General features: G+C 68.5%; 20 protein-coding genes and 1 riboswitch. Of the genes, 9 read left to right on the forward strand and 11 right to left on the reverse strand.

Annotated elements, in window-relative coordinates; all coding sequences use genetic code 11:
* Positions 1-11: 11 nt before the first annotated feature.
* Entirely contained in the window at positions 12-1,142 is a 1,131-nt protein-coding gene (locus AC3WG5_RS14785; protein WP_014085541.1) for a porin, read from the reverse strand.
* Between the two features lie 336 nt (positions 1,143-1,478).
* On the opposite strand from AC3WG5_RS14785, the gene AC3WG5_RS14790 reads away from it, so the two are divergent.
* On the forward strand, positions 1,479-2,735 hold the full coding sequence (locus AC3WG5_RS14790) for an MFS transporter (RefSeq protein WP_492569263.1): 1,257 nt from the start codon (positions 1,479-1,481) through the stop codon (positions 2,733-2,735).
* Between the two features lie 92 nt (positions 2,736-2,827).
* Here AC3WG5_RS14790 and AC3WG5_RS14795 read toward each other — a convergent pair whose 3' ends face one another.
* Positions 2,828-3,811: a serine/threonine protein kinase gene (locus tag AC3WG5_RS14795; protein ID WP_492569264.1), complete on the reverse strand. Its 984-nt coding sequence runs from the start codon at positions 3,809-3,811 to the stop codon at positions 2,828-2,830.
* A gap of 145 nt (positions 3,812-3,956) precedes the next feature.
* Between AC3WG5_RS14795 and AC3WG5_RS14800 the strand changes: the two genes are divergently transcribed.
* The gene (locus AC3WG5_RS14800) at positions 3,957-5,291 is read left to right on the forward strand and encodes an aminotransferase-like domain-containing protein (RefSeq protein WP_492569265.1); all 1,335 of its coding nucleotides are present in this window, start codon (positions 3,957-3,959) and stop codon (positions 5,289-5,291) included.
* Here the strand turns inward: AC3WG5_RS14800 and ccoG are convergent.
* Together ccoG and AC3WG5_RS14810 are read right to left on the reverse strand one after the other, a co-directional pair.
* Positions 5,278-6,639, reverse strand: a complete 1,362-nt coding sequence (gene ccoG / locus AC3WG5_RS14805; protein WP_492569267.1) for a cytochrome c oxidase accessory protein CcoG — start codon at positions 6,637-6,639, stop codon at positions 5,278-5,280. The genes AC3WG5_RS14800 and ccoG overlap by 14 nt on opposite strands.
* A gap of 167 nt (positions 6,640-6,806) precedes the next feature.
* The gene (locus AC3WG5_RS14810) at positions 6,807-7,526 is read right to left on the reverse strand and encodes a GntR family transcriptional regulator (protein ID WP_008954606.1); all 720 of its coding nucleotides are present in this window, start codon (positions 7,524-7,526) and stop codon (positions 6,807-6,809) included.
* Positions 7,527-7,858: 332 nt separating this feature from the next.
* On the opposite strand from AC3WG5_RS14810, the gene AC3WG5_RS14815 reads away from it, so the two are divergent.
* Complete coding sequence (locus AC3WG5_RS14815) at positions 7,859-9,331, forward strand: NCS1 family nucleobase:cation symporter-1 (RefSeq protein WP_008954607.1); 1,473 nt, start codon at positions 7,859-7,861, stop codon at positions 9,329-9,331.
* A gap of 96 nt (positions 9,332-9,427) precedes the next feature.
* Here AC3WG5_RS14815 and AC3WG5_RS14820 read toward each other — a convergent pair whose 3' ends face one another.
* A complete protein-coding gene (locus AC3WG5_RS14820) occupies positions 9,428-9,973 on the reverse strand; it encodes a YaeQ family protein (RefSeq protein WP_492569269.1) in 546 nt (181 codons plus the stop codon).
* A 115-nt stretch (positions 9,974-10,088) separates the two neighbouring features.
* On the reverse strand, positions 10,089-11,000 hold the full coding sequence (locus tag AC3WG5_RS14825; protein WP_014085548.1) for a LysR family transcriptional regulator: 912 nt from the start codon (positions 10,998-11,000) through the stop codon (positions 10,089-10,091).
* 103 nt (positions 11,001-11,103) lie between these two features.
* Between AC3WG5_RS14825 and AC3WG5_RS14830 the strand changes: the two genes are divergently transcribed.
* From AC3WG5_RS14830 to AC3WG5_RS14850, 5 genes are all read left to right on the forward strand, one after another.
* Positions 11,104-11,511, forward strand: a complete 408-nt coding sequence (locus AC3WG5_RS14830; protein ID WP_014085549.1) for a DoxX family protein — start codon at positions 11,104-11,106, stop codon at positions 11,509-11,511.
* A gap of 38 nt (positions 11,512-11,549) precedes the next feature.
* Complete coding sequence (locus AC3WG5_RS14835; protein WP_492569271.1) at positions 11,550-12,332, forward strand: DODA-type extradiol aromatic ring-opening family dioxygenase; 783 nt, start codon at positions 11,550-11,552, stop codon at positions 12,330-12,332.
* Between the two features lie 401 nt (positions 12,333-12,733).
* Complete coding sequence (locus AC3WG5_RS14840) at positions 12,734-14,422, forward strand: DEAD/DEAH box helicase (RefSeq protein WP_492569272.1); 1,689 nt, start codon at positions 12,734-12,736, stop codon at positions 14,420-14,422.
* Between the two features lie 151 nt (positions 14,423-14,573).
* Positions 14,574-14,780, forward strand: a riboswitch (cobalamin riboswitch).
* A 148-nt stretch (positions 14,781-14,928) separates the two neighbouring features.
* Positions 14,929-15,126, forward strand: a complete 198-nt coding sequence (locus AC3WG5_RS14845) for a CbtB domain-containing protein (protein ID WP_492569274.1) — start codon at positions 14,929-14,931, stop codon at positions 15,124-15,126.
* A 16-nt stretch (positions 15,127-15,142) separates the two neighbouring features.
* The gene (locus tag AC3WG5_RS14850; RefSeq protein WP_492569276.1) at positions 15,143-15,874 is read left to right on the forward strand and encodes a CbtA family protein; all 732 of its coding nucleotides are present in this window, start codon (positions 15,143-15,145) and stop codon (positions 15,872-15,874) included.
* A gap of 85 nt (positions 15,875-15,959) precedes the next feature.
* On the opposite strand, the gene AC3WG5_RS14855 is transcribed toward AC3WG5_RS14850, so the two are convergent.
* Positions 15,960-17,846, reverse strand: a complete 1,887-nt coding sequence (locus AC3WG5_RS14855) for a ribonuclease catalytic domain-containing protein (RefSeq protein ID WP_492569278.1) — start codon at positions 17,844-17,846, stop codon at positions 15,960-15,962.
* A gap of 120 nt (positions 17,847-17,966) precedes the next feature.
* Positions 17,967-18,731: a DeoR/GlpR family DNA-binding transcription regulator gene (locus AC3WG5_RS14860; protein ID WP_008954616.1), complete on the reverse strand. Its 765-nt coding sequence runs from the start codon at positions 18,729-18,731 to the stop codon at positions 17,967-17,969.
* Between the two features lie 113 nt (positions 18,732-18,844).
* On the opposite strand from AC3WG5_RS14860, the gene glpK reads away from it, so the two are divergent.
* Positions 18,845-20,329: a glycerol kinase GlpK gene (gene glpK / locus AC3WG5_RS14865; protein WP_492569280.1), complete on the forward strand. Its 1,485-nt coding sequence runs from the start codon at positions 18,845-18,847 to the stop codon at positions 20,327-20,329.
* A 232-nt stretch (positions 20,330-20,561) separates the two neighbouring features.
* Here glpK and AC3WG5_RS14870 read toward each other — a convergent pair whose 3' ends face one another.
* The 3 genes from AC3WG5_RS14870 to ppc all read right to left on the reverse strand — a co-directional run bounded on the left by AC3WG5_RS14870 (position 20,562) and on the right by ppc (position 26,194).
* Positions 20,562-21,668 carry a methyl-accepting chemotaxis protein gene (locus AC3WG5_RS14870; RefSeq protein WP_294867965.1) on the reverse strand — a complete coding sequence of 369 codons (1,107 nt, stop codon included), beginning with the start codon at positions 21,666-21,668 and terminating at the stop codon, positions 20,562-20,564.
* Between the two features lie 189 nt (positions 21,669-21,857).
* Positions 21,858-23,240 (reverse strand): argininosuccinate lyase, encoded by a 1,383-nt coding sequence (gene argH / locus AC3WG5_RS14875; protein ID WP_492569282.1) that lies wholly within the window; start codon positions 23,238-23,240, stop codon positions 21,858-21,860.
* A 248-nt stretch (positions 23,241-23,488) separates the two neighbouring features.
* Complete coding sequence (gene ppc, locus AC3WG5_RS14880; protein WP_492569284.1) at positions 23,489-26,194, reverse strand: phosphoenolpyruvate carboxylase; 2,706 nt, start codon at positions 26,192-26,194, stop codon at positions 23,489-23,491.
* Positions 26,195-26,415 lie beyond the last annotated feature (221 nt).

The raw sequence follows: 26,415 nt of genomic DNA on the forward strand, positions 1-26,415 counted from the left end.
GGCAATCCGCCTCAGAAGAACAGGATGGCGCCGAGCGATACGCTGTCGGTGTCGATGTCGGTGACCTTGTTGCGGCGGCGGTTCAGCTCGCCCACCAGGGTCAGGTTCGGCGTCAGGCTGTAGTAGGCGCCGAGCGTGGTGCCGGCGACGCGGTTGATGTAGCCGCTGCCTTCTTCGCTGGTGGCCTTGGTGCGGCTCTCGCCGTAGCTCACGCCCAGTTTCAGGTCGTCGATCTTGTAGGTGGCCTGCGCCAGGTAGCCGTTGGAGCGGCGGTTGTTGCCGTCGGCGTCGGTGCCGCCGGAGAACAGGATGGTGTCGCCGATGCCCTTGCCGCTGAAGCCCTGCGCCATCAGCCCGACGTTGCCGATGTCGGCCTTGGCGCCCAGTTCGAAGCCGGTGGCGTTGTTGTCGCGGATGCGGGTGAACTGCTGGTTGACGAAGCCGAGCCAGGCCTTGCCCGAGGCGGCGTTGCTCTTGAAGCCGTACTCGGCCAGCCCCTGGTAGCCGGGATGGCTGCCGGTGGTGCCGGTGCTGTCCACATCCTTGTTGTCGAACACGCCGAAGCTGGCGTGGAAGCCGTTGTAGTCCGGCGTGGTGTAGGTGATCTGCGGCTGGAACTCGGCGTAGATGTAGCCGGCGCCGATGCCGCCCAGCGTGGTGTTGATGTTGCGCGCCAGCCCGGCGCCGCCGCCGACGCCGATCAGCGTCATGTCGTTGAGGATGGCGTTGGACTGGAACAGGCCGATATCGCGGCCGAACTTGAAGGTGCCGATCTTGTCGTTGCCGAAGCTCAGGTAGTTGGTGCGCGCGTCCACGGTGGACTTGCCGACGCCGGAGGTGGTGCCGGCGAAGGCCGGCGAGTCGGAATCGATGCCCGGCCACATGCCGATCACGCCCTTGATGTCGAGGCCCTTCTGCTTGGTGGCGGCGGTGATGTTGAAGTAGCCCGGCAACAGGCCGTTCTCGATCTGGCTGCTGCGTTCGGCGTTGTCGGCCTTGCTGGTGGTGTAGAAGGCGTTGACCGAGCCGCTGATGTCGAGCGTCCAGCCCTTGTCGTTGTAGATCTCCAGGGCCATGGCCTGGCTGGCGAACAGGGCGGCGACGAGGCTGGCGAGCAGGGTGGTTTGAGTTCTGGTTTTCATGGTTTCTCCATTCCGGTGGCAAACGAGGCGACTGCCGGGCGCCAGCTGCAAGCGCCATTCCCACACCGGGAAAAACCGTCTACGACTTTGGTATGTGATGCGCTATCTCGTTGAAACCAATGGGGTTTGTGGCGGTCCGACGGCGCCGGGGGCGTTCCGCGCCCGGTCGCGCCGGGCCTGGCGGGGCGCGGCCGCTGTGGCGAAGTGCAACACTGTGTCAGCCTGGTACAGTGTTCCATGCCGGCCGTTGCGCCAGTCTGCAACGCCGTCCCGGGCTGGCGCTCGCGGCGGGGCAAGGGTACGCTGTCGCCTCCCCCGTCATTTCCTTGCCCGCCCATGAACCCTGCCTCGCCGGCCGTGCCGGTTTCGCTGCGTCGTTTCCGTCCGTTCTGGCTGTACTGGCTGACCCGCGTCTGCCTCACCAGCGGTTTCCAGATCCTCACCGTCGCCATCGGCTGGCAGGTGTACTCGCTCACCGGCAGCGCGCTCGACCTGGGTCTGGTGGGCTTGCTGCAGTTCCTGCCGCGGGTGCTGTTGGTGCTGGTGGTGGGCTCGGTGGTGGACCGCTTCGACCGCCAGCGCATCGTCACCGTGAGCCTGCTGGTGCAGGCCGCGGTGGCGGCGCTCTTGGCGCTGGGCAGCGCGCACGTGGGCTTCGCGGTGAGCCGCGAGCTGATCTTCGCGCTGTCGGTGCTGATCGGCACCTGCCGCTCCTTCGACATGCCGGCGATGCAGGCGCTGCTGCCCAACGTGGTGCCGCCCGCGCTGCTGCCGCCGGCGGTGGCGGCGGCCGCTTCGGCCAACGAGGCGGCCACCATCCTGGCGCCGGCGCTGGGCGGCTTCCTCTACGCGCTGGGCGCCGAGTTCACCTACGGCCTCGACCTGACGCTCTACCTCGGCGGCGCGCTGCTGCTGTCGTGGCTGGCGGCGCGTCCGTCGGAGCCCTCGCAGCAGCGCATGACGCTCGATTCGCTGCTGGTGGGGGTGCGCTTCATCAAGAGCCGGCCCGACATCCTCGGCGCCATCTCGCTCGACCTGTTCGCGGTGCTGCTGGGCGGGGCCACCGCGCTGCTGCCGATCTACGCGCGCGACATCCTGCACACCGGGCCGTGGGGGCTGGGGCTGCTGCGCTCGGCGCCGGCGGTGGGCGCGCTGCTGATGTCGGCCTGGCTGATGCGCTTCCCGATCGCACAGCGGGTGGGGCGGGTGATGTTCGCGGCGGTGGCGGTGTTCGGGCTCGCCACCATCGCCTTCGGCCTGTCGACCTCGTTCGGGCTGTCGCTGGCGGCGCTGGCGGTATTGGGGGCGTCGGACATGATCAGCGTGGTGATCCGCACCACCTTCGTGCAGCTGGAGACCCCGGACGAGATGCGCGGCCGGGTCAGCGCGGTCAATTCGCTGTTCATCGGCGCCTCCAACCAGCTGGGCGAGTTCGAGTCCGGCGCCACCGCGGCGCTGCTGGGCACGGTGCCGGCGGTGGTGGCGGGCGGGGTGGGGACGCTGTTGGTGGCGGCGCTGTGGATGCGGCTGTTTCCGACGCTGGCGCAGCGTCACCGCCTGGTGCAGGGGCCTGCCGCCGACGCCGCCGGCTGAGGCCCCGTCTTGCTTCGCGCCGCGTGGCGGGCGTGGCAGGGTGCGTTGCGGGAGGGCGGCGCGCAGCGCCGCGGCGGCTCAGTGCAATGCGCTCACACCGGCCACAGCGGCGCTTCGTCCATCAGCGCGATCTGCTCGCGCAGCGCCAGGATCTGGTCCTGCCAGTAGCGCGGGCTGTCGAACCACGGGAAGGCCGCCGGAAACGCGGGGTCGTGCCAGCGTCGCGCCAGCCAGGCGCTGTAGTGGATCAGCCGCAGCGTGCGCAGCGCCTCGACCAGGTACAGTTCGCGCGTGTCGAACTCGCAAAAATCCTCGTACCCCGCTAGCAGGTCGGCCAGCTGGGCGCTCTGCTCGCTGCGCTCTCCCGACAGCAGCATCCACAGATCCTGTACCGCCGGCCCCATGCGGCAGTCGTCGAAATCGACGAAGTGCGGCCCGGCCTCGGTCCACAGCACGTTGCCGGCGTGGCAATCGCCATGCAGGCGGCGCAGCGTGATGGCGCCGGCGCGGTCGTAGCCGCGCGCCACGCCGTCCAGCGCCTGGCGCGCCACGCCCAGGTACACCGCGCGCAACTCGTCCGGGATGAACGGGCAGTCCGCCAGGAAGGTCAGCGGCTCCGCGCCGAAGCTCGCCGCGTCCAGCGTCGGCCGTAGCGCGAACGGCGTCACCGCGCCGACGGCGTGGATGCGACCGAGAAAGCGTCCCAGCCATTGCAGCGTGTCCGGGCGGTCGAGCTCCGGGGCGCGTCCGCCGCGGCGCGGGAACAGCGCGAAGCGGAAGCCGGCGTGCTGATGCAGTGTGCGGCCGGCGATGCCGAGCGCGCCGACCACCGGAATCTCGTGGCCGGCCAGTTCCGCCACGAAGGCGTGCTCTTCCAGGATCTGCGCATCGCTCCAGCGCTCGGGGCGGTAGAACTTGGCCACCAGCGGCGGCGCGTCGTCCAGGCCGACCTGGTAGACGCGGTTTTCGTAGCTGTTGAGCGCCAGGAGCTGGCCGTTCACCGGCAGGCCGAGGCCTTCCAGCGCGTTCAGCAGGCAGTCCGGGGTGAGCCCGGCAAAGGGAGGGGATGTGGTCATGGCTGCATTATACGACCTCCGCCACGCCGGGCGCGGACGCGTCGCGTGGTGGCCGGGCGGGCCTGGCCGGGGCACGCCCCTTCCAGCCGGGACGGGGGATTCTCCGCTACACTGCGGGTCTTTCCCGTTGTCTTGAAGTGGGCCGATGTCCAAGTACGCCACGCTGGTCGATTTTTTCGTTGCCGCCATCGAGCACGGCAGCTACCGCGCCGGCGACGCGCTGCCGTCGCTGCGCCGCCTGTGCGAGACCCACGGCGTCGGCATGAACACCGCCAAGCGCGCCTACTACGAGCTGGAGCGGCAGGGCTACGTCGAGGCGCTGCCGCGTGCCGGGTTCCGCGTGGCGCCGGGCGGCGCGGCACCGGCTTCGGCCAACCTGGCCCCGCTGTTGCCGTGGGGGTCGCCGTTCATCAATCCGGCCTTGTTCGACGGCCGCGCGCTGGCGCAGGCCTTCGTGCGCGTGCAGCGGCGCTACCCCGAACTGCTGGCGCGGCACGAACTGCTCGGGCTGGACGCGCTGCGGCGCCAACTGGCGCGCCGCTGCCACGCCGAGGGCATGGCGCTCGACTGGGACCAGCTCGTGATCACCTGCGGCGGCATGGAAGCGCTGGCGCTGGCGGTGCAGGTGGTGACGCACGCGCTGGCGGCGCCGTGCCTGGCGGTGACCACGCCGGCCTTCCCCGGCCTGTTGGGGGTGCTGGCGCAGCACGGCATCGCCACCCTGGCGCTGCCGGTCGGGCTCGACGGCGCGCTCGACCTGGCGCCCTTGGCGCAAGGGTTGGCCGAAGGCCGGGTGCACGGCATCGCGGTGATGGCCAACTTCCAGCATCCCACCGGGCAGTGCCTGAGCGACGCCGCGCGTGACGCCTTGTGGCAGCTCGCCGAGCGCCACGACGTGCCGCTCATCGAGGACGACGCCTACCGCCAGCTGGCGTTCGCGGCGCCGGCCCCGGCGCCGTTCAAGGCGCGCGACACCGCCGGTCGGGTGCTGTACTGCGCCACCTTCTCCAAGTCGTTGGCACCCGGCTACCGCGTCGGCTGGATCGCGCCGGGGCGCTACCTCGACGCGGTGTGCCGGCTCAAGGTCAGCACCACGCTGGCCTCGCCGCTGCCCAACCAGATGGCGATCGCCGAACTGCTGGCCGACGGCGGCGACCCGCCCGGCCTGCGCCGGCTGTGCCAGCAACTGGCCGACCGCGCCGCCGCGCTGCGCCAGGCGCTGGCGGAGCGGCTGCCGCCGACGGTGCGGCTGTCATGCCCGCAAGGCGGCTACTTCCTGTGGCTGGAGCAGGACGCGGGGCCGGACAGCCAGACGCTGCTGGCCGAGGCGCAGGCGCACGGCCTGCACTTCGCGCCCGGCGCGTTGTTCCACCCCGATGGCACCGGCCGCCACGCCCTGCGCCTCAACCTGAGCTACGTCGAGCCCGGCTGGCAGCTCGCCGCGCTGGACTGGCTGGCGGCGGCGCTCACTCGCCGATGAAGCTGCTGTCGGCGCTGACGTAGCGGTGCGGCGCGTCGACGGCGCGCAGCACGAAGCGCAGCGGCTGGCTGCCGCGCTGTACCGTGCCGGGATCGACCGCCACCCGCACCCCGACCGTGGCGACGGTCAGCGCCGGCACCAGCACCGGGGCGTCGTCGCGCAGGCGGGCGCCGTGCAGCCCCGCCACCTCGACGCGGAAGCGGTGCGCCTGCTCGTCGCCGTTCATCACCCTGAGGCTGTAGCTGTTTTCCAGCCAGCCGTCGTCGCCCTCCCGCACCAGCGAGGCGCGGTCGCGCAGCACGTCGAGCTTGTACGGCGTGTGGTTCAGCAGGCCGGTCGCCGTCAGCACCAGCAGCATCGCCAGCAGCCCGCCGTAGACCAGCACGCGCGGGCGCTGCCAGAGGCGGCGCGGCCGCCCATCGCCGCCGTCCTCGGCGCGCTGGGTGGTGAAGCGGATCAGCCCGCGCGGCGCGCCGATCTTGTCCATCACCGCGTCGCAGGCGTCGACGCAGGCGGCGCAGCCGATGCACTCGTACTGCAGGCCGGCGCGGATATCGATGCCGGTGGGGCAGACCTGCACGCACAGCCCGCAGTCGACGCAGTCGCCGCGCGCCACGCCGGGCTGGGCGTCCTTGCGCAAGGCGCCACGCGGTTCGCCGCGCGGCACGTCGTAGGCCACGAGCTTGGTGTCCGGGTCGAACATGGCGCCCTGGAAGCGTGCGTACGGACACATGTGCAGGCACACCTTCTCGCGCAGCACGCCGGCCAGCAGGTAGGTGAAGCCGCCGTAGAGCAGTGCCCAGAACGCCTCCCACGGTCCGATGGCGAGCGTGGGCAGGCCGGCCGCCAGTTCGCGCATCGGGCTGAAGTAGCCGACCAGGGTGAGCCCGGTCCACAGCGAGAACGCCGCCATCAGCACGTGCTTGCCGCCCTTGCGCATCACCTTGTTCAGACGCCACGGCGCGGCGTCGAGGGCGCGGCGCGCCGCCGGCTTGCCCTCGGTCCAGCGCTCGATCCACAGCATGATCTCGGTGTACACCGTCTGCGGACAGGAAAAACCGCACCACAGCCGGCCCGACAGCGTGGTCCACAGGAACAGCCCGAAGGCGCTCGCCATCAACAGCGCGGCGAGGTAGACCATGTCCTGCGGCAGCAGCGTCAGGCCGAACAGGTGGAAGCGTCCGCCCGCCAGGTCGAGCCAGACCGCCTGGCGACCGTGCCATGGCAGCCAGGGCAGGCCGAAGTAGAGCAGCTGGGTGATGACGACGAAGGCGACGCGCCAGGTGTTGAAGCGCCCCCGCGTCAGGCGCGGGTAGAGCTTGATCGGTAGGGCTGGGACTGTGGACATGGCAACACCATCATGAAACGGGATGGCGTCAGGGTAGGCGGGGCGGTGCCGGCGCATAAGGCACAGCGCGCGGGAAAATGACGGACACAGGGCCGAGTGGGGGCTGCGGCAGGATTTTGCCGGGGTTGGGGGCGGCGCCAGGCCCCCCGTGGCGTGCCAGGCGGCCGCTAGCCGTCCATCTCGCTGAAGATCTTCTTGAAATCGGGCTCGCTGTCTTCCTCCGGCGACATGTCGAGCGCCGACTCCACTTCCTTCAGATGCTGCGACATCCACGCCTTGGCCTGGGCCGCGTCGCCGGCCTCGAGCAGGGCGATCAGGGCGTCGTGGCTGTCGCATTTGCAGTCGGCGCTCCACGACGAACCGTACACCGCGATGATCAGCGACGAGCGCGACACCAAGCGCACCAGGAAGTCGGTCAGGTCGTCGTTGCCGGCGATGCTCAGCAGGCGCACGTGGAACTGGCCGGACAGCTTGATGGCCTGGCGGTGGTCGCGTACGCGCTGCGCCTCGTGTTCCTGGCGGGCGATCTCCCTGAGCTCGGCGATATCGCTGGGGCGGATGTTCGCGATCACCTGGTCGAGCGTGCCCACTTCGATCAGCTGGCGCGCCGCAAAAATGTTCTTCGCCTCGGCGATGGTGGGTTTGGCCACCGTCGCGCCGCGCTTGGGCAGGATCGTCACCAGGCGCTCCAGCGCCAGGCGCTGCAGTGCCTTGCGGATGACGGTGCGGCTGACCTCGAAGCTCTCGGTCAGCGCGTCTTCCGGCAGTTTCATGCCCGGCTGCAGGCGGTGCTCGATGATCGCGGTGAACAGCCGCGCGTATACCAGTTCGTCCTTGGTGCCTTCCTCACCCCGTTGGGGATGAGCGGGTGATAGTCCCCGAAGCATGGTTGCTCACTCCTTGATGTCGTCTATAGGACCCTGGCCACTATCTTAACCCGCAAACGGCGCCGAACCCATGGCGCCGGCAAATTTGTTTGTGTACCAAATTATATTGAATGGTATACAAATATTTCGACGATGGCGGTGCGGAATGTCGCTGCCATGCCCGAGTCGCCCTGAGGTGTGTCAGAAAAACCTCAGTAAAAACAGTGCGCTAGCTTGGTTATTACTGCGTATACGAAAATGTTATTGTTGCGTGTACGAAATCTGCTAACAATGAAGAGCAACAAGGCCAGCAAGAGCCTCTAAGACTAGCAAAACTGCAAAGGAGAATTTCGATGCACCAACCGCATTCCCCCGGCCACGCCGGCCAGTGTCCGCAAGGCTACAGCGAGCGGCTCTACAACGAAGACCTCGGTCCGCTCAAGGACCAGCATTGGAACTGGTACAACATCTTCGCCTTCTGGATGTCGGATGTGCACAGCGTCGGCGGCTACGTCTTCGCCGGCAGCCTGTTCGCGCTGGGCCTGGCGAGCTGGCAGGTGCTGGTGTGCCTGCTCATCGGCATCGGCATCGTGCAGTACGTGGCCAACAAGATCGGGCGGCCGAGCCAGCAGGGCGGCATCCCCTACCCGGTGGTGTGCCGCATGTCGTTCGGCGTGTTCGGCGCCAACATTCCGGCGGTGATCCGGGGACTGATCGCGGTGGCCTGGTACGGCATCCAGACCTACCTCGCCTCCTCGGCGCTGGTGATCGTGGTGCTGCGCTTCTTCCCGGAACTGGCGTACCTCGGCCATATCAAGTTCGCCGGGCTGTCGGCGCTGGGCTGGATGGGGTTCATGACGATGTGGGCGCTGCAGGCGCTGGTGTTCTGGCACGGCATGGAGGCGATCAAGAAGTTCATCGACTGGGCCGGCCCGGCGGTTTACGCCGTGATGCTCCTGCTGATGGCGTACATCGTGTACAAGGCCGGCTGGCACAACATCAACTTCGACCTCAGCACCAAGCGCCTGACCGGGCTCGACGCCGCCTGGCAGATGGTGCTCGCGGTGGTGCTGGTGGTGTCCTACTTCTCCGGGCCGACGCTGAACTTCGGCGACTTCACGCGCTACGCCAAGAGCATGGACGAAGTGAAGCGGGGCAACTTCTGGGGGCTGCCGGTCAACTTCCTGCTGTTCTCCATCGTCACCGTGGTGGTGATCTCGGGCACGCTGCCGGTGTTCGGCAAGCTGATCGAGGACCCGATCGAGACCGTCGGCCTGATCGACAACACCACGGCCGCCGTGCTGGGCGCGCTGACCTTCATCACCGCCACCATCGGCATCAACATCGTGGCCAACTTCGTGTCGCCGGCGTTCGACTTCGCCAACGTCAACCCGCAGAAGATCAGCTGGCGCATGGGCGGCATGATCGCCGCGGTCGGCTCGATCTTCATCACGCCGTGGAACCTGTTCAACTCGCCGGAAGTGATCCACTACACGCTCGACTCGCTCGCCGCCTTCATCGGCCCGTTGTACGGCATCGTGCTGGTGGACTACTACCTGGTGCAGAAGCGCCGCATCGACGTCGACGCGCTGTACAGCGACAAGCCGGGCAATACCTACTGGTACGAGAACGGCTACAACAAGGCCGCGATCAAGGCGCTGGTACCGGCGGCCGTGCTCGCCCTGATCTGCTCGCACACCCCAGGTCTGAGAGAGTACCTCGGCCACTTCGCGCTGTTCATCGGCGGTTTTGCCGGGGCGCTGCTCTACCGGAAGCTGGGACGTTGTCCCGAGGCGATCAGCAAGATGGTGTTAAGCCGTTCCTGAGTCTTCTCCTTGGTACCTATCTCGAACGGTGGTTTACGCGGCAGCCCTGGCTGCCGCTTTTTTTTTACCGGTCGGCGGAGGCGCACCGGGCGGCGCTCAGTGCGCTTCCTTCAGCGTGACGAACTCCACCAGCACGTTGTGCACGTTGTCCGACAGCCAGATCTGGCCGTCCTGGATCGTCACCTGCAGCTGCATGCTGCGCTCGGCCAGCGCCGCCAGCTGCGCCAGCGTGTCCGGGCTGACGCCGGCGACGTGCAGATGCTCGAAGCGGCTGGCCTTGCCTTCCATGCCCTGCCACCAGATGTCGGCGGCGCGGCCGCCGTAGCTGTAGATCCACACTTGATCGGCACGGCCGCAGGCCTTGCGCAGGCGCTTCTCGTCCGGCTCGCCCAGCTCGATCCACAGTTCGATCTCGTCCGAATAGTTCTTCTGCCACAGGTCCGGCTCGTCGTCCTCGCTGATGCCCTTGGTGAAGGCGAGGGAGTCGCTGGCGTGCCGCGCGAACGCCACCAGCCGCAGCATCATGCGCTCCACCGTTTCCGACGGGTGCAGGGCGAGGGTGAGGTTGTGGCTGGCGTAGTAGCTGCGGTCCAGGTCGGTGATGTTGAGTTCGGCTTTGTAGATGGTGGCTTTGAGCGCCATGGTCGGGTCCGGTTGCAGGCAGTTGAGGGGGAAAGCGCGCTAGTGTAGCGGTTCTGATGGCCGACAACCTACCCCCATCGCTGAGCCGGCCAGAGCGCCACGGCGGCGCGGCGCCTTATGGCGCCGGTGCCCGGTAGGCGTCCCAGTCGGGCTCCCCGGCGAAATGGTCGGCCAGGAAATCGACCAGCGCGCGCACCTTGCGCGGCAGGTACTGGCGGTGCGGGTAGAGCGCGTAGAGGCGGAATTCGGGCAGCGGGTAGCCCTCCAGCAGCGGCACCAGCCGGCCGCTCTTGAGGTCGTCGCCGAGCAGGAAGGTCGGCTCGCAGATGATGCCCATGCCGTGGCGCGCCGCGTCCACCAGCAGGTCGCCGTTGTTGGCGGCGAGTGGGCCGGAGACCTTGACCCGTTCGCTGCCGAAACGCCATTCGTCCACCGGCTCGCTCAGGGTGTAGCGCAGGCACTGGTGGCGGGCGAGTTCGGCGGGCGTGGCCGGGGTGCCGTGGCGCGCCAGGTAGGCCGGCGCGGCGCACACCACCACCCGTACCGGCGCCAGCGCGCGCGCCACCAGCTGGCTCTGGCCGAGGTCGGTGGTGATGCGCAGCGTCAGGTCGACACCGTCCTCCAGCATGTCGCGCTGGCGGTCTTCCAGCAGCAAGTCCACCGTCAGGCGCGGGTAATGGGCGTTGAACTCGGCCAGGATCGGCCCGAGTCGGCGCACACCGAACGCCAGCGGCGCGCTGACGCGCAGCGTGCCGACCGGCTCGCGGCTGGTTTCGGCGGCCTGCGCCTCGGCTTCGTCGACCTGGGCCAGGATGCTGGCCACCCGCGCCAGATAGTCCGCGCCGCTCTCGGTCAGCGCCAGCCGGCGCGTGGTGCGGTTGAGCAAGCGGGTACCCAGGTGCTCTTCGAGCCAGCTCACGTACTTGCTGGCCATGCCGCGCGACAGGCCGAGCTTGTCCGAGGCCAGGGTGAAGCTGCCGCCGTCGGCCACGGCGTGGAACACGCGCATGGCGGTCATCAGGTCCATGATTGTTTCTTGTAAAGAATCAATATTATGAAATATGGCGGGTTTATCGGTTGAATGGCAAGCGTTTTAATGGTGACCATAAACCACCCACCGGAGAACCACCATGATCGACACCCGCACCGCCCCCTACGCCGCCTTCCTGCTGCGCCTGAGCCTGGGCCTGATGTTTCTGGCGCACGGCCTGACCAAGCTGTTCGTGTTCACCCCGGCCGGCACCGCCCAATTCTTCGCCTCGCTCGGCCTGCCCGGCTTCGTCGGCCCGCTCACCATGGTGGCCGAGATCGGCGGCGGCGTGTTGCTGATCCTTGGCGTGGCCGGGCGCCAGGTGGCGCTGCTGCTGAGCCCGGTGCTGCTGGGCGCCACCCTGCTGGTGCATCTGGCCAACGGCTGGGCCTTCACCAACCCGGGCGGCGGCTGGGAATACACCGCCTTCCTGAGCGCGGCGGCGCTGAGCGTGGCCCTGCTCGGCGACGGCGCCTTCGCGCTCAAGCCGCTCGGCCGTCGCGCCTGACGCGGCGTATCATCGACTAACGACCCAAGGAGAACACCATGTCCCGTCTGCCCAGCCTGTTCATCTCGCACGGCGCCCCGACCGTACTGATCGACGGCTCGCCCGCGCCGGCCGCCTGGCGGCGCTGGGCCGACGCCCACGACCGCCCGCGCGCCATCGTCAGCCTGTCGGCGCACCGCCCGGCACGGCAGCCGGGTGCCGGCAGCGCGGCGCACTGGCGCACCGTGCACGATTTCGGCGGCTTCCCGGAACAGCTCTACCGGCTGCAGTACCCGGCACAGGGCGAACGCGCCCTGGCCGACGATATCGACCGCCGTCTCGCCGCCGCCGGCTTCGCGGTGCAGCCGGACGAGCGCCCCGGTCTCGACCACGGTGCCTGGGTGCCGCTGCTGGCGATGTACCCCGACGCCGACATCCCGGTGGTGACCCTGCCGGTGCTGCCGGCGGCGGATGCCGCCACCCATTACCGGCTCGGCCAGGCGCTGGCGGGGCTGGGCGAGGAGGGCGTGCTGCTGGTGGGCTCGGGCAGCCTCACCCACAACCTGTACGAAGTGGCGTGGAACGCCGGCCCCGAAGCGTGGGCGCTGGAGTTCCAGCACTGGATGCTCGAGCGCTTGGCCGAAGGCGACGTCGACGCCGTACTCGACTGGGAACGGCAGGCGCCGCAGGCGCGGCGCAACCATCCCACCGCCGAGCACCTGTTGCCGCTGTTCTTCGCGCTCGGCGCCGGCGGCACGCCGCTCAGCGTGCTGCATAGCGGTATGGAGCACGGCAGCATCGCCATGGACGCGCTGGCGTTTGGTGAGAACCTATCCCATTAAGCGACTGCGCCTTCGCATCTTGAGTGCCGGCAGTACTGCGTGCGAATTCATCGCTGAGCCAATCTCTGCGTGCAAATCTTTGATTTGCCCAGCGATAGATTGGCACGCAGGGATTCGCTCAGCGATAGGGAATCCTCATGTACTCCGTGACCATTCCGGTTTCTGTGCGCTGGCGGCACTCAACCTGCTTTGGTTCGCTCGCCTACTGGGATAGGTTCTGAGCGTTTACTGTCGGCAGCGGGTTCCACTGTCGCGCCAACCCCTGTACACTGTCGCCTTCCCGCGTCGTGCCAATCGGCGCGCGGTCTAGCTTCAACGCCGAAGCCCCCGCATTTTCCATCATCGACGTCTGCCTGGATTGGTGTCGCACAACCTGCGATTGGGCCGTCGCTGGAGTTTTCATGTCCGAAATCAAATTTACCGACCTCGGCCTGTCCGAGCCCCTGTTGCGTGCCGTGGCCGAAACCGGCTATACCACGCCCACCCCGATCCAGGCGCAGGCTATTCCGCAGGTGATCAAGGGGGGCGACCTCTTGGCCGCAGCCCAGACCGGCACCGGCAAGACCGCAGGCTTCACCCTGCCGCTGCTGCACCGCCTCGGCCCGGCGCCGACCCACCTCAAGGGCCGCCCGCGCGCCCTGGTGCTGACGCCGACGCGCGAACTGGCGGCGCAGGTGGAAGAATCGGTGCGCACCTACGGCAAGTACCTGCCGCACAAGTCGATGGTGATGTTCGGCGGGGTCGGGATCAATCCGCAGATCGCCGCGCTCAGGAAGCCGCTGGACATCCTGGTGGCCACGCCGGGCCGTCTGCTCGACCACGCCGGTCAGAAGACCGTCGATCTGTCCGGGGTCGAGATCCTGGTGCTGGACGAAGCCGACCGCATGCTCGACATGGGGTTCATCCACGACATCAAGAAGGTGCTGGCGCTGCTGCCGGCCAAGCGTCAGAACCTGCTGTTCTCGGCGACCTTCTCCGACGAGATCAAGGCGCTCGCCGACCGCCTGCTGAACAACCCGCAGCTGGTCGAAGTGGCGCGCCGCAACACCGCCAACGAGCTGGTCGAGCAGAAGGTGCACCTGGTCGACCGCGACAAGAAGACCGAGCTGCTGACCCACCTGATCAGCCAGGGCGACTGGCACCAGGTGCTGGTGTTCACCCGCACCAAGCACGGCGCCAACCGCCTGGCCGAGAAGCTCGACAAGAGCGGCATCACCGCTGCGGCGATTCACGGCAACAAGAGCCAGAACGCGCGTACCAAGGCGCTGGCCGACTTCAAGGCCAACACGCTGCAAGTGCTGGTGGCCACCGACATCGCCGCGCGCGGGCTGGACATCGACCAGCTGCCGCACGTGGTCAACTTCGAGCTGCCCAACGTGCCGGAAGACTACGTGCACCGCATCGGCCGCACCGGCCGCGCCGGTAACGAGGGCGAGGCGGTGTCGCTGGTGTGCGTGGACGAGTTCAAGTTCCTCAAGGACATCGAGAAGCTGATCAAGAAAGACATCCCGCAGTTCACCGTTCCCGGCTACGAGGCCGATCTGACGGTGACGCCGGAGCCGATCCTGATGGGTGGCCAGCGTCGTGGCCAAGGCCAAGGTCAGGGGCAGCGTCAGGGCCAGGGAGCGCGTCAAGGCCAGGGAGCCGCGCGTCAGGGCCAGTCCCAGCCGCGTCAGGGTCAAGGCCAGGGCCAGGGCCAAGGCCAAGGCCAGCGCCGTGGCGGCGACGGCCAGGCCGGCAACGCACGTAGTAGCGCCGGCGCCAGCGGCGGCCAGAATGGGCGTCGCCACGAGCATGCCGACGGCGCGCGCCAGCCGGGTGCTCGTCCGCCCAAGAGCAACACCGGTTCCCAGCAGCCCAAGGGGCGCCATACCGCGCCGGCCAACGGCCAGCGTGGCGAGCCCAACGGCAACGTGATGCCGCCGCCGCCGAAAGAGGTGAACGGCAACGTGATGCCGCCGCGCGGCAAGCCCAACAACGGCAACCAGCGTCCGGGCAGCAGCCGCCCGGGCGAGGCGCGCCGCAGCAAGCCGGCGGGCGGTCGCCAGACCGCCGCGCTGTTCGCGCCCAAGCGCGACAGCAACCGCTGACGCTCCGCCCGCGTCCGCGCCAGACCGCTACCCGCTTGCCGGGGGCGGTTTTTTTTCGCCCGGCCCAACTGGTCCCGCTTCCTATGCATTTTGACCGTGCCGCCGGTGCGCTTCTGCTATCCTTAAGCAGCTTTCGGTGTGCCCCGGTCCGGATCGGCCCGGGGCTTGAGGTTTCCCGCCGTCTGGGGAACTTCAACGGGAAGACGGTGTGCCGATCGGCAAATCCGTCGCTGCCCCCGCAACGGTAATCGAGTCAGCGTCGGCAACACGCCACTGGGGTCGCACCCGGGAAGGCGCCGGCGTGGGAGCGCGCTCCCGGCTCGGGAGCCCGGAGACCGGCCGAAGGCGACGACGCTATGCACCGCGGAGGGCGGTGCGCTTAACGTTTCTTCCAGTGTGCCCCTCCCTTACCCTGCCGCGCCATCGTCGGTCCATCGCTGTGCGGCGGCTTGCCGCCAACCGACACCGCGAGACAGGGGGGCCATGGAAAGACCCAGGAGATAGACATGCAGTTGCACAAATCCGCCGCTCGACCGATCAGCCAGTTCGACCCCGCCAGCGCCGCGCGCTGGAAAGCCCGTTCCGCCGCGCTGTGCGCCGCGCTGCTGGGCGCGGTGATCCTCTACGGCGTCGGCTTCGCGCCGGGCATCGCCCACGGCGAGAGCCACGATACGCGCCATACCATGGGCTTCGTCTGCCACTGACCGGCGAAGGGTTGTCATGTTTGCACGTATTGTTGCCCTGTCGCTGCTGGCCGGGCTGCTGGCCGGCGCGGTGACGACGCCGGTCCAGCTGGCGCTGGTCCAGCCGCTGATCGAGCAGGCCGAAGGCTACGAGCAGCAGCTCGAGGCTGCCGCTCCCGCCATGGCACACGTTCACGAGGCGCACGACGCCGTTGCCACCGAGGGGCACTCGCACGAGGCGATGGCGAGCGAGGAGCCGTCCGACGACAAGACGCACCGCGCCGTCGCCACCGCGGTCTCGATCACGCTGGCGGCGATGGGCTACGCCCTGCTGCTGGGTGCGGTGCTGTCGCAGTTCGGCCACATCGACTGGCGGCGCGGCCTGTTGTTCGGCGCGTTGGGCTTCGTGGTGTTCCAGCTGGCGCCGGCGCTCGGCCTGCCGCCGGAGCCGCCGGGCGTGCCCGCGGCCGACCTGCAGCAGCGCCAGCTGTGGTGGCTGCTCACCGTCGCCTGCACCGCCGGCGCGCTGTTCGGGCTCCATCGCGCCTGGAGCCAGCGCCGCCTGCGGTGGGCGGTGGGCGCGCTGGCGCTGGCGGCGCTGCCGCACCTGGTCGGCGCGCCGGTACTGGCCGAGGTGCACACGCTGGTGCCCGCGCGCCTGATGAGCGACTTCATGCTGGCGGCGCTGGCCTCCGCGGCGGTGCTGTGGCTGGCGCTGGGCGGCGTGCTGGGCGGGCTGTTGCAGCGCTTCCCGGTGGAATCGCGCTAACCGCCCGGTTGTCCCGCAAAGAAAAAGCCCCGGAAGCGATTCCGGGGCTTTTTTGTTTTCAAGGTTGGCCGAAGCCGACCTGTGGTCACACCGTGCTGTCTTCCTCGACCGGCACGTCCTCGTGGCCGACCTTGCCGGCGTAGCGCAGCTCGATCTCCTGCGTCAGCTCGTCGATGCGGATCACCGCCAGGCGTACCTTGTCGCCGCTCGCCAGCTCCGGCAGGCCGGGCACGCGCAGGCGCAGCGGCAGGCCGTCGATGCGCACCAGGTCTTCCTTGATCAGCGTCGCGGTCGGCTCGGTGACGCCCTCCTGGCTGAACCAGCGCAGGCACCAGAAGTGCTCCATGCGGTCCTGGAAGGCGAGGTAGGCGCTGTAGGTGGCGTCGAAGTCGCGCAGGATGGCGAACAGCATGGCGTTGCCCTGCTCGAACTCGGGCTTGTCGCCGCGGATCATCGCGGTGAGCTGGCGCTGGTTGACGAAGTCGGTGGCGCGGCGCAACGGCGAGGTGGACCAGGCGTACTGCGCCACGCCCAGGCCGATGTGCGGCTCCGGCCGGGTGGTCATGCGCACCTTGCCCATGCTCTGGGCACGGTACATCGCCGGGATGTCGGCTTCGGCCAACATGCGGCCCCACTCGCTGTTGGCGAGGATCATCAGCTCGGACACCAGTTTGTCCATCGGCGCGCCGCGCTTGCGCAGCGTGATCAGCACCTTGCCGTCGACCACGTTGAAGTTGTAATCCATCTGCACCGGACGCGTCGGGTCGTACTTGCCGCGGCGCTTCTCCAGCGCGTTGGCGAACTGCCACAGCCAGGTCAGCTCATGCTTGAACGCGTAGTCCGGCCCGCCGTCCGGGCGCGCCAGGGTGTCTTCGTTGAACACCTGTTCCAGCTGGTCATGGCGCAGGTTGGCGGCGATGGTCACGCGCTCGATGCGGCTCTCGTAGCCGACCGGCTCGAATTCCGGCGTCACCTCGACGTACAGGCTCACCGCCGGGCAGGCCTGGCCTTCCTTCAGCGTGAACTGTTCGACCAGCTCGTCCGGCAGCATGGTGATCTTGTCGCCGGGGAAGTACACCGTGGAGAGGCGCTGGAACACCAGTTTCTCGATGTCCGAACCGGGCGCCACGCCCAGCGTCGGCGCAGCGATGTGGATGCCGACGCGCTGGTTGCCGTTGGGCAGTGCGACCAGCGACAGCGCATCGTCGATCTCGGTGGTGGCGGCGTCGTCGATCGAGAACGCGGCCACCTCGGCGAGCGGCAGCTCGTCGTCGCCCGGCAGCGTCGGCGCGGCGTACTGGCCGAAACCGGTGCCCTTGGGGAAGTACTCCAGCAGGAAGCCCGCCATCAGGTAGTCCGGCACCGAGGGGATGCCGCCGACCGCGGCCGCAAGCCGCACCGGCGGCAGGTTGCGCTCGCGGCAGGCCTGGTCGAAGGCCTTGAACTCCAGCGTGTTCTTGTCCGGGCGGAACAGCAGCGTCATCAGCTGGGCGCGGATGGCGTCCGGCAGGCGGCCGGATTTCAGCTCGGCCACCCAGGCGTCGATCTGCTCCTGCTCGCGCTTCTTCTTCTCGATGCCGGCCAGCGCCGCCTTCAGCGACTCTTCCGGCGCCGCCTTGAAGCGCCCCTTGCCCTTCTTGTAGAAGTACATCGGCGCCTCGAACAGGCGCTGGATGATGGCGGCGGCCTCGGCCGCGCTCGGGGTGTGGCCCCAGTAGTCGGCGGCCAGCGCCTCGAAGCCGAATTCATCCTGGCCGCTCACTTCCCACAGGAAGTCGACGTCGATCTCGGCGGCCAGCTTCTCGACCGCCGGCAGGAACTCGGCCAGCGTCGAGTTGAATTCCAGCATCACGTTGGCCGACTTGATCTTGGCGCGTTTGCCGTGGAGGGTGTCGACCTGCAGGCTGGCGTCATTGCGGGACACCACGGCGCCCACCTTGAAGCTGCCGCTTTCTTCGTAAAAAACGTTCATGGCGCGTCAGGCTTGTTGTTGCTTGCAAACGCTGCAGTATACCAGCAGGGGCCGGGGCGCCGCGGCGCCGGCGTAAAAAAGCCCGCGCGCGGCGGGCTTTGGCCGGGAGCCGGTTGCCGCCTATTCTGCAAGGTACAGGCGCACGTTGTGTTCGGACATCATCTTGGCCAGCGGCTCGGGCGGGGTTTCGTCGGTGAACACGGCGTGGAATTCGCTGATGTGGCCCATGCGCACCAGCGCGTTGCGGCCGAACTTGCTGTGGTCGGCGGCGAGGTAGCGGTGGCGCGCGTTGTTCATCATCGCCTGCGCCACGCGCACTTCGCGGTAGTCGAAGTCGAGCAGCGAGCCGTCCGGCTCGATGCCGGAGACGCCGAGGATGGCGTAGTCGACCTTGAACTGGTTGATGAAGTCGAGCGTGGCGACCCCGGTAATGCCGCCGTCCGAAGCGCGCACCACGCCGGAGGTGATCAGCACGTTGAAGTCCGGGTTGGTCGACATGATCGATGCCACGTGAATATTATTGGTGATCACGCGCAAGCCCTTGTGGCTGGCGGTGAGCGCCTGGGCCACGGCCTCGATGGTGGTGCCGATGCTCATGAACAGCGAGGCGTGGTCCGGGATGTTCTCGGCGATCATGTCGGCGATGTACGCCTTCTCGCTCTGCAGCTTGCCCTTGCGCGCCACGTAGTCCTCGTTCTCGACGCTGCTGCCGAGCGCGGCGCCGCCGTGGTAGCGGCGCAGCAGGTTTTCCTCGCACAGCTGGTTGATGTCGCGGCGGATGGTCTGCGGCGTGACGTCGAGCAGGCGGGCCAGTTCCTCGATCGGCATGAAGCCGTTTTCGCGGACCAGTTGCAGAATCTTTTCGTGGCGGGGGGAGCGGCTCATGTTGGTTCGATTCCGAAAATCTGTCGTCTGTTAATTAACATATTTCGCCGCCCGCGGGCAAATCCGGGCGCGATTTTGTCGGCGCCGCGCGCCAATCGCAAGGAGTTCGGCCTATGACGGCAACACTGCTGGTAATCGACCAGGGCACCACCAGCACCCGCGCCATGCTGTTCGACGCCGGGGGCCGGGTGCTGGCCCGCGCCCAGCGCGAGCTGCCGCAGCACTTTCCGCAGTCGGGCTGGGTGGAGCACGAGCCGGAGGACATCTGGCGCGACACGCTGGCGCTGGCGCGCGAGGTGCTGGCGCACGGGGCCACCCCGGTGGCGCTGGGGCTCACCAACCAGCGCGAGACCACGCTGTTGTGGGAGCGCGCCAGCGGCCGGGTGCTGCATCGCGCCATCGTGTGGCAGGACCGGCGCACCGCCGAGCACTGCGCGGCGCTCGCCACGCCGGACAACGCCGCGCTGGTGAGCGCCAAAACCGGCCTGGTGCTCGACCCCTACTTCTCCGCCAGCAAGCTCGCCTGGCTGCTCGACCACGTCCCCGGCGCGCGCGAACGCGCCGAGCGCGGCGAGCTGGCGTTCGGCACCGTCGATAGCTTCCTGCTGTGGCGCCTGACCGAAGGGCGGGTGCACGCCACCGACGCCAGCAACGCCGCGCGCACCTTGCTGTTCAACATCCACACCCAAGAGTGGGATGACGAGCTGTTGGCGCTGTTCGCCATCCCGCGCGCGCTGCTGCCGGAGGTGCGCGACAACGTCGCCGACTACGGCGTCACCACCTTGTTCGGCCACCCCCTGAAGATCACCGCGCTGGCCGGCGACCAGCAGGCCGCCACCGTCGGCCAGGCCTGCTTCGAGCCGGGCATGATCAAGTCCACCTACGGCACCGGCTGCTTCCTGGTGCAGAACACCGGTAGCGAGGTGCTGGCGTCGCGCCACCGCCTGCTGTCGACGGTGTGCTACCGGCTGGAAGGACACACCACCTACGCGCTGGAAGGCAGCATCTTCGTCGCCGGCGCCGCGCTGCAATGGCTGCGCGACGCGGTACGGCTGATCCACTCGGCCGGCGAGAGCGAAACGCTGGCACGCCAGCTGGCCGACACCGGCGGCGTCTACCTGGTGCCGGCGTTCACCGGGCTCGGCGCGCCGTACTGGGACCCGCTGGCGCGGGGCGCCATCATCGGCCTGACGCGCGACTCCGGCATCGCCCACATCGTGCGCGCCGCGCTGGAGTCGGTGTGCTACCAGACGCGTGACCTGATGGAGGCGATGCAGGCCGACGGCGCGGCACGCCCCGCCAGCCTGCGCGTCGACGGCGGCATGGTCGGCAACGATTGGCTGATGCAGTTCCTGGCCGACATGCTGGCGGTGCCGGTGGAACGCGCGGCGGTGAGCGAAACCACCGCGCTCGGGGCGGCGTTCCTGGCGGGGCTGGGGGCGGGGGTGTACGGCTCGCTCGACGAGCTGGCGGCGCTGTGGCAGCGCCAGCAGCGCTTCGAGCCGGGCATGAGCGAAGAGCGGCGCGCGCTGCTGTACCAGGGCTGGCGGGTGGCGGTGGCGCGCACCCTGAGCCAGCCGGAAAGCCTGGCCCATTAGGCGGTAGCGCCGGCGTCTCGTGAGGCTGGCATCCGGGCGATGGCACCATCGCCACACGATGCGGTGCTTTCCTCGCCACGTCAGTGCCGAACCTCATCGACCATCGTCCGACGGGGTTCGCCTTGCTCTTCTCTGGCGACGTCCGGTCCGGCCGGCTTTGGCGCGCGCTCGCTGGCCTCGGCTCAGGAGGGCAAGCAGGCGGACCGGCAGAACGTCGGCCCGCGGGGCAGGGTCAGCGGCCGGCCGGCGCCTGCTCGGACAGCATGCGGGTGAGGCCGCTCATCACCGCGGCGTTGGCCTGCTCCATCGCCGCCAGTTCGGTCAGCGCCTGCTCGAAGCGCCCGGCGTAGAACAGCTCCACGGCGCGGCGGGCGTGCTCGTGCACGTTGCGGTGCGGCGCTTCCAGCGCGGCGTAGCCCGGCAGGCGCGAGAAGCTTTCCTTGCCCTCGCCGCCGTAGTACCACTGGCCGAGGCGGCACTGCGTTTCGTCCGGCAGCGCTTCCGGGCGCGTCTTGGCGATGCCCATGAACACCTTGTACACCTCGAGCTTCACGGTCAGTTCGTCGAGGTTGGCGAGTTCGACGCCGGACAGCTGTGCCGCCGCGGCGATCGCCTTTTCCATCTGCTGCGACAGCGCGAACAGGCGCTGCATGCTGCCCACCGCCTCCTGGCTCTCCGCCGAGAAGCGGCTGGCGTCGTCGGCGCCCAGCTGCATGGTCTGCTTGGCGCTCTGCGTTTCACCCTGGATGGTGCCGACCAGCCCGGCGATCTCGGTGGTGGCCTTGGCGGTGCGTTCCGCCAGCTTGCGCACCTCGTCCGCCACCACGGCGAAGCCGCGGCCCGATTCACCGGCGCGGGCGGCTTCGATCGCGGCGTTCAGCGCCAAGAGGTTGGTCTGGTCCGCGATGTCCTTGATCAGGCGCACGATGCCGCCGATCTCCTCGGCCTGCTGGTAGAGCGCCTCGACGTTGGCCGAAGCCTGCTGGATGCGCTCGAACATGCTTTTCAGGTTGGTGGCGATGCGTTCGAACCCCTGGCGGTTGGCGTCCGATTGCGCCGCCACGTCGCGCGCCGAGCGCTTTTCCTGGCTCAGCGAGTCGGCCAGCTCGAGGAAGGACTGGCGCACGCCGTCGAGGGTGTCGCCGAAGCGCCCGACGTTGGTGAACACTCCTTGCAGCATGGTGCGCTCGCGCTGCAGCCGGGCCAGTTCCTCGGCCTGCTCGGCGTGGGCGCTTTCCATCTGGGCCAGCCGCTGCTTCAGCAGGGCGTTCTCCTGCTGCAGGCTGGCGTTGGTGGTTTCGGATTGCTGCAGGGCGGTGCGAGTTTTGCTGAATAACACGGTGTCTCCCGGGTGCAAGGCGCGGTGGTGACGCGTCGAATAGGCATTCATCTTACCGAGTTATGCGGCGGAAGAAATTGACCCGGATAAAATAATCCCGGACCGTTGCGGTTTCGCGACCGGCGCGCAAGAAAAAGGCCGGGAGACGACTCCCGGCCTGTGTCCTTGTCCTGCTCGTATCGCAGCGCTTCAGCCGGCCAGGCGCGCGCGGTGGCGGGCGATCTGTGCGCGCACCTGGTTCGGCGCGGTGCCGCCGACGTGGTCGCGCTGCGCCAGCGAGCCTTCCGGCGTCAGTACCGTGAACACGTCCGCCTCGATCAGCGGCGAGAACTCGCGCAGCTTGTCCAGGCTCAAGTCGGCCAGATCGACGCCTTGGCCTTCGGCAAAGCGTACCGCCAGCGCCACCACTTCGTGGCTGTCGCGGAACGGCAGGCCCTTCTTCACCAGGTAATCGGCGAGGTCGGTGGCGGTGGCGAAGCCCTGCAGCACGGCGGCGCGCATCGCCTCTTTCTTCACCGTGATGCCGCGCATCATGTCGGCGTAGATGCGCAGCGTGTCGATCAGCGTGTCGGCGGTGTCGAACAGCGGCTCCTTGTCCTCCTGGTTGTCCTTGTTGTAGGCCAGGGGCTGCGCCTTCATCAGCGTCACCAGCGCGATCAGGTGGCCCACCACGCGGCCGGATTTGCCGCGCACCAGTTCCGGCACGTCCGGGTTCTTCTTCTGCGGCATGATCGACGAACCGGTGCAGAAGCGGTCGGCGATGTCGATGAAGCCGACGCGCGGGCTCATCCAAAGGATCAGCTCTTCCGACAGGCGGGACAGGTGCACCATCACCAGCGAGGCGGCGGCGGTGAATTCGATGGCGAAGTCGCGGTCGGACACGGCGTCCAGCGAGTTGTGGCAGACGTCGTCGAAGCCCAACAGCTCGGCGGTGTAGTGGCGGTCGATCGGGAAGGTGGTGCCGGCCAGCGCGGCGGCGCCCAGCGGCAGGCGGTTGACGCGCTTGCGGCAGTCGGTCATGCGCTCGGCGTCGCGGGAGAGCATCTCGACGTAGGCCAGCATGTGGTGGCCGAAGGTCACCGGCTGCGCCACCTGCAGGTGGGTGAAGCCCGGCATCACGGTGTCGGCGTTGGCTTCGGCCAGGTCCAAGAGGCTCTGTTGCAGCTCGGCGATCAGCACCACGATGGCGTCGATCTGGGCGCGCAGCCACAGGCGGATGTCGGTGGCGACCTGGTCGTTGCGCGAGCGGCCGGTATGCAGGCGCTTGCCGGCGTCGCCGATCTTGTCGGTCAGGCGACGCTCCACGTTCATGTGCACGTCTTCCAGGTCCACGCTCCATTCCAGGCGGCCGGCACGGATGTCGTCCAGGATCTCGGCCATGCCCTGGCGGATCGCCGCCACGTCGTCGTCCGACAGCACGCCAGCCTTGTTCAGCATGGTGGCGTGGGCCAGCGAGCCCTCGATGTCGAACTCGGCCAGACGTTTGTCGAAGTCGACCGAGGCGGTGTATTTCTTGACGAGTTCGGAGACCGGCTCGGAGAAGCGGCCGGACCAGGCGTGGCTGTCTTGCATGGCGGTGGATACCCAGGGTTTCGCAAAGGGAAGCGGTGATTATAAGCCAAAAGCCCGTTGCTACGGGGAGTCGTGCCGGCGGGCTGGCGCACCGTGGCCATTCGGGCGGAGGCGTCGGCGGCGGCGCGGCGTGTGGCCTTGGCGTATTGCGTCGAGGAGTCCGTGCCCCGGTCGTCGATCACGACGTGCCGGCAAGAAAAAACGGCAGCCCGCGGGCTGCCGTCGTGTGTGCAGGTTGGCCGAAGAGCTCAGCCGCTGTTCCTCAGCCCGGCCGAGATGCCGTTGATGGTGAGGTGGATGGCATACAGCGCCTCGGCGTCCTCGGGCTGCTCGCGCAGGCGGCGCAACAGCTCGGTCTGCAGCAGGTTGAGCGCGTCGAGGTAAGGCAGGCGGATATCCAGGCTGCGCCCCAGCGTCGGGTTCTTTTCCAGCAGCTTCTGCTGGCCGCTGATGGCGAAGAACGCCTGCTGGGTCTTGTGCCACTCCTCGCTGATGCGGCCGAACAGGTTGTCGGCCAGACGGCGGTCCGACACCAGGTCGGCGAAGCCCTTGGCGATGTTGAGGTCGCCCTTGGCCATCACCTGCTCCATGTTGGACAACACCACCTGGAAGAACGGCGAGGAGGCATAGGCCTGCTGCAGGCGCGCCAGCCCTTCGTCGCCGTGGCGGCCGAGGTAGGCCGACACCGCCGAGCCGAAGCCGTACCAGCCCGGGAGCATCACGCGCGACTGCGCCCAGGAGAACACCCACGGGATCGCGCGCAGGTCGCGGATCGAGTTCAGGCTCTTGCGCGAGGCCGGGCGGCTGCCGATGTTGAGCTTGGCGATGGCGCTGATCGGCGTGGCCTCGAGGAAGTACTGCATGAAGCCCGGGGTCTCGACCAGTTCGCGGTAGGCGGTGAAGGCGTGGCCGGAGAGTTCGTTGAACACCTCCTCGTCCACCGCGTGGCAGGCGTGCGGCGACAGGCTGGCCTCCAGCGTGGCGGCCACCAGCGCCTCGAGGTTGCGCGCGCCGATGTCCGGGTCGGAGTACTTGGAGGCGATCACCTCACCCTGTTCGGTGATGCGGATGCGCCCGGCCACGCTGCCGGCCGGCTGCGCCATGATGGCCTCGTAGGACGGGCCGCCGCCGCGCCCGACCGAACCGCCGCGGCCGTGGAACAGCTTGAGCTTGACGCCGGCGGCGGCAAAGCTCTGCACCAGGCGCTGCTCGGCCAGGTAGAGCTCCCACTGGCTGGTGAGGTAGCCGCCGTCCTTGTTGCTGTCGGAGTAGCCCAGCATCACCTCCTGGATCATGCCGCGGCTCTTCAAGAGCTGCTGGTACCACGGCAGCGCGAACAGCGCGTCCATCACCAAGGTGGCGTTCTGCAGGTCGGCGATGGTCTCGAACAGCGGCACCAGGTTGATGCTGGCCTGCGGGATGCCGTTGTCGAGGCGGATCAGCCCGGCTTCCTTCAACAGCAGCGCCAGCGCCAGGATGTCGCTCACCGTGGCGCAGTTGGAGATGATGCTCTGGGCGATGGCATCCACGCCGAATTCACGCTGGATGCGCGCCGCCTCGCGGAAGATCGCCAGTTCCTTCTCGGCCTCGGCGCTGTAGGTCAGGTAGGGCGAGTAGAGCAGGCGCGGCGTGGCCAGCTCGCGCAGCAGCACGCGCACCCGCGCCGCCTCGTCGAGCGCCACGTACTCTTCCAGCCCGGCGCGCGTGAACAGTTCACCCACCACCGCCTCGTGGATGGCGGCGTGCTGGCGCATGTCGAGCGGCATCAGGAAGAAGCCGAACACGTCGAGGCTGCGCAGCAGGCGGCCCAGGCGGCCTTCGGCCAACAGGCCGCTGCCGTGTTCCCTGAGCGAATCGACCAGCGCCTGCAGGTCGGCCACCAGCGCGGCGCAGTCGGCGTAGGGCTCGCCCAGCGTCCAGCGCCCGCGCGCCTCGACGCCCAGGCGCGCCGCACTGGCCGAGAGCCGGCCTTCGATGGTGGCGAGCGCGCGGCGGTACGGTTCCTCGCGGCGGCTCTCGGCCAGGTCCGGCGAGGCGGCCGACAGTGCTTGCACCGCGGCGCTGACGCTGACGTGGCGCTCGGACAGCGACAGCTCGCGATACAGCCCGGCCAGCTCGTAGAAGTAGTGGCGGAACGCTTCCTCGGCCTGGCGCGTGATGGCGTGGCGCATCACGCCGGCGTCGACGTTGGGGTTGCCGTCGCGGTCGCCGCCGATCCAGCTGCCGACGCGCAGGAAGGAGGGCAGTTCGACCTGTTGCTCCCAGTGATCGGCGATGAGACGGCCGAGGCGCTCGTACAGCTTGGGCATGGCGCTGAAGAAGGTCAGCGGATGGTAGGCCACGCCGTTTTCGATTTCGTCGCGGATCGACAGCTTGAACGGACGGATCTCCGAGGTCTGCCACAGCGTCAGCATGACGCGCTTGAGCTTGGCTTCCAGCTCGCTTTCTTCTTCCGGGGTCAGCTCCGGCGAGTTGAGCTGGGAGAGGAACTTGCGCACCGCGCGGTGGCCGTCGAGCACGCTCTGGCGCTGCACTTCGGTGGGGTGCGCGGTCAGCACCGCCACCACCGAGGCGTCGGCCAGGGTCGCCGCCAGTTGGCCGAAGCCGACGCCGTCCTGCTTGAGGCGCGCCAGGGCGCCGGCCAGGCTGCCTTGTTGCGGCGCCGAGCCGGCGATCTGGTGGGCGCGGCGGCGGCGCGTGTGGTGCAGGTCCTCGGCGATGTTGAAGAGCTGGGAATACAGGCCGCAAGCGCGTACCAGCGCGGTGGTGGCGCCGGGCGACAGGCGCTCCAGCACCGAGCGGCTACGCTCGCCGCCAGTCAGCGCGTCGGCCGGAATGGCGCGCACCTCTTCGTATACCTGCTCGCCTTCCTGTTCGAGCAAGACCTCGCCGAGCAAGCGCTCCAGCCGCGCGATGCTCGCTCGTAGGGGGAGGTCCTTGTCCTGGTCCGTCATTCGTTTACTCCGTCTGTAGTGTGAAGTGTGAAGTTATTTTTGTCGCTTGCGGCTTGCTGTCCGGGCGCCGTCGCCCCGACGGTCGTGTGGCGTCACTCTAATTATGTCAAGAATAGTGCCATGTCCCCCGCCCTCCTGCTACTCCCGCGTCGCCCGCGTGGCCGGCTCACCCTTTTGGGCTAGGGTTGGCGGCCGGGCGGCCGTGCTAGAATCATTGGCAA

This window comes from Pseudogulbenkiania sp. FW507-F1 (assembly GCF_058781125.1).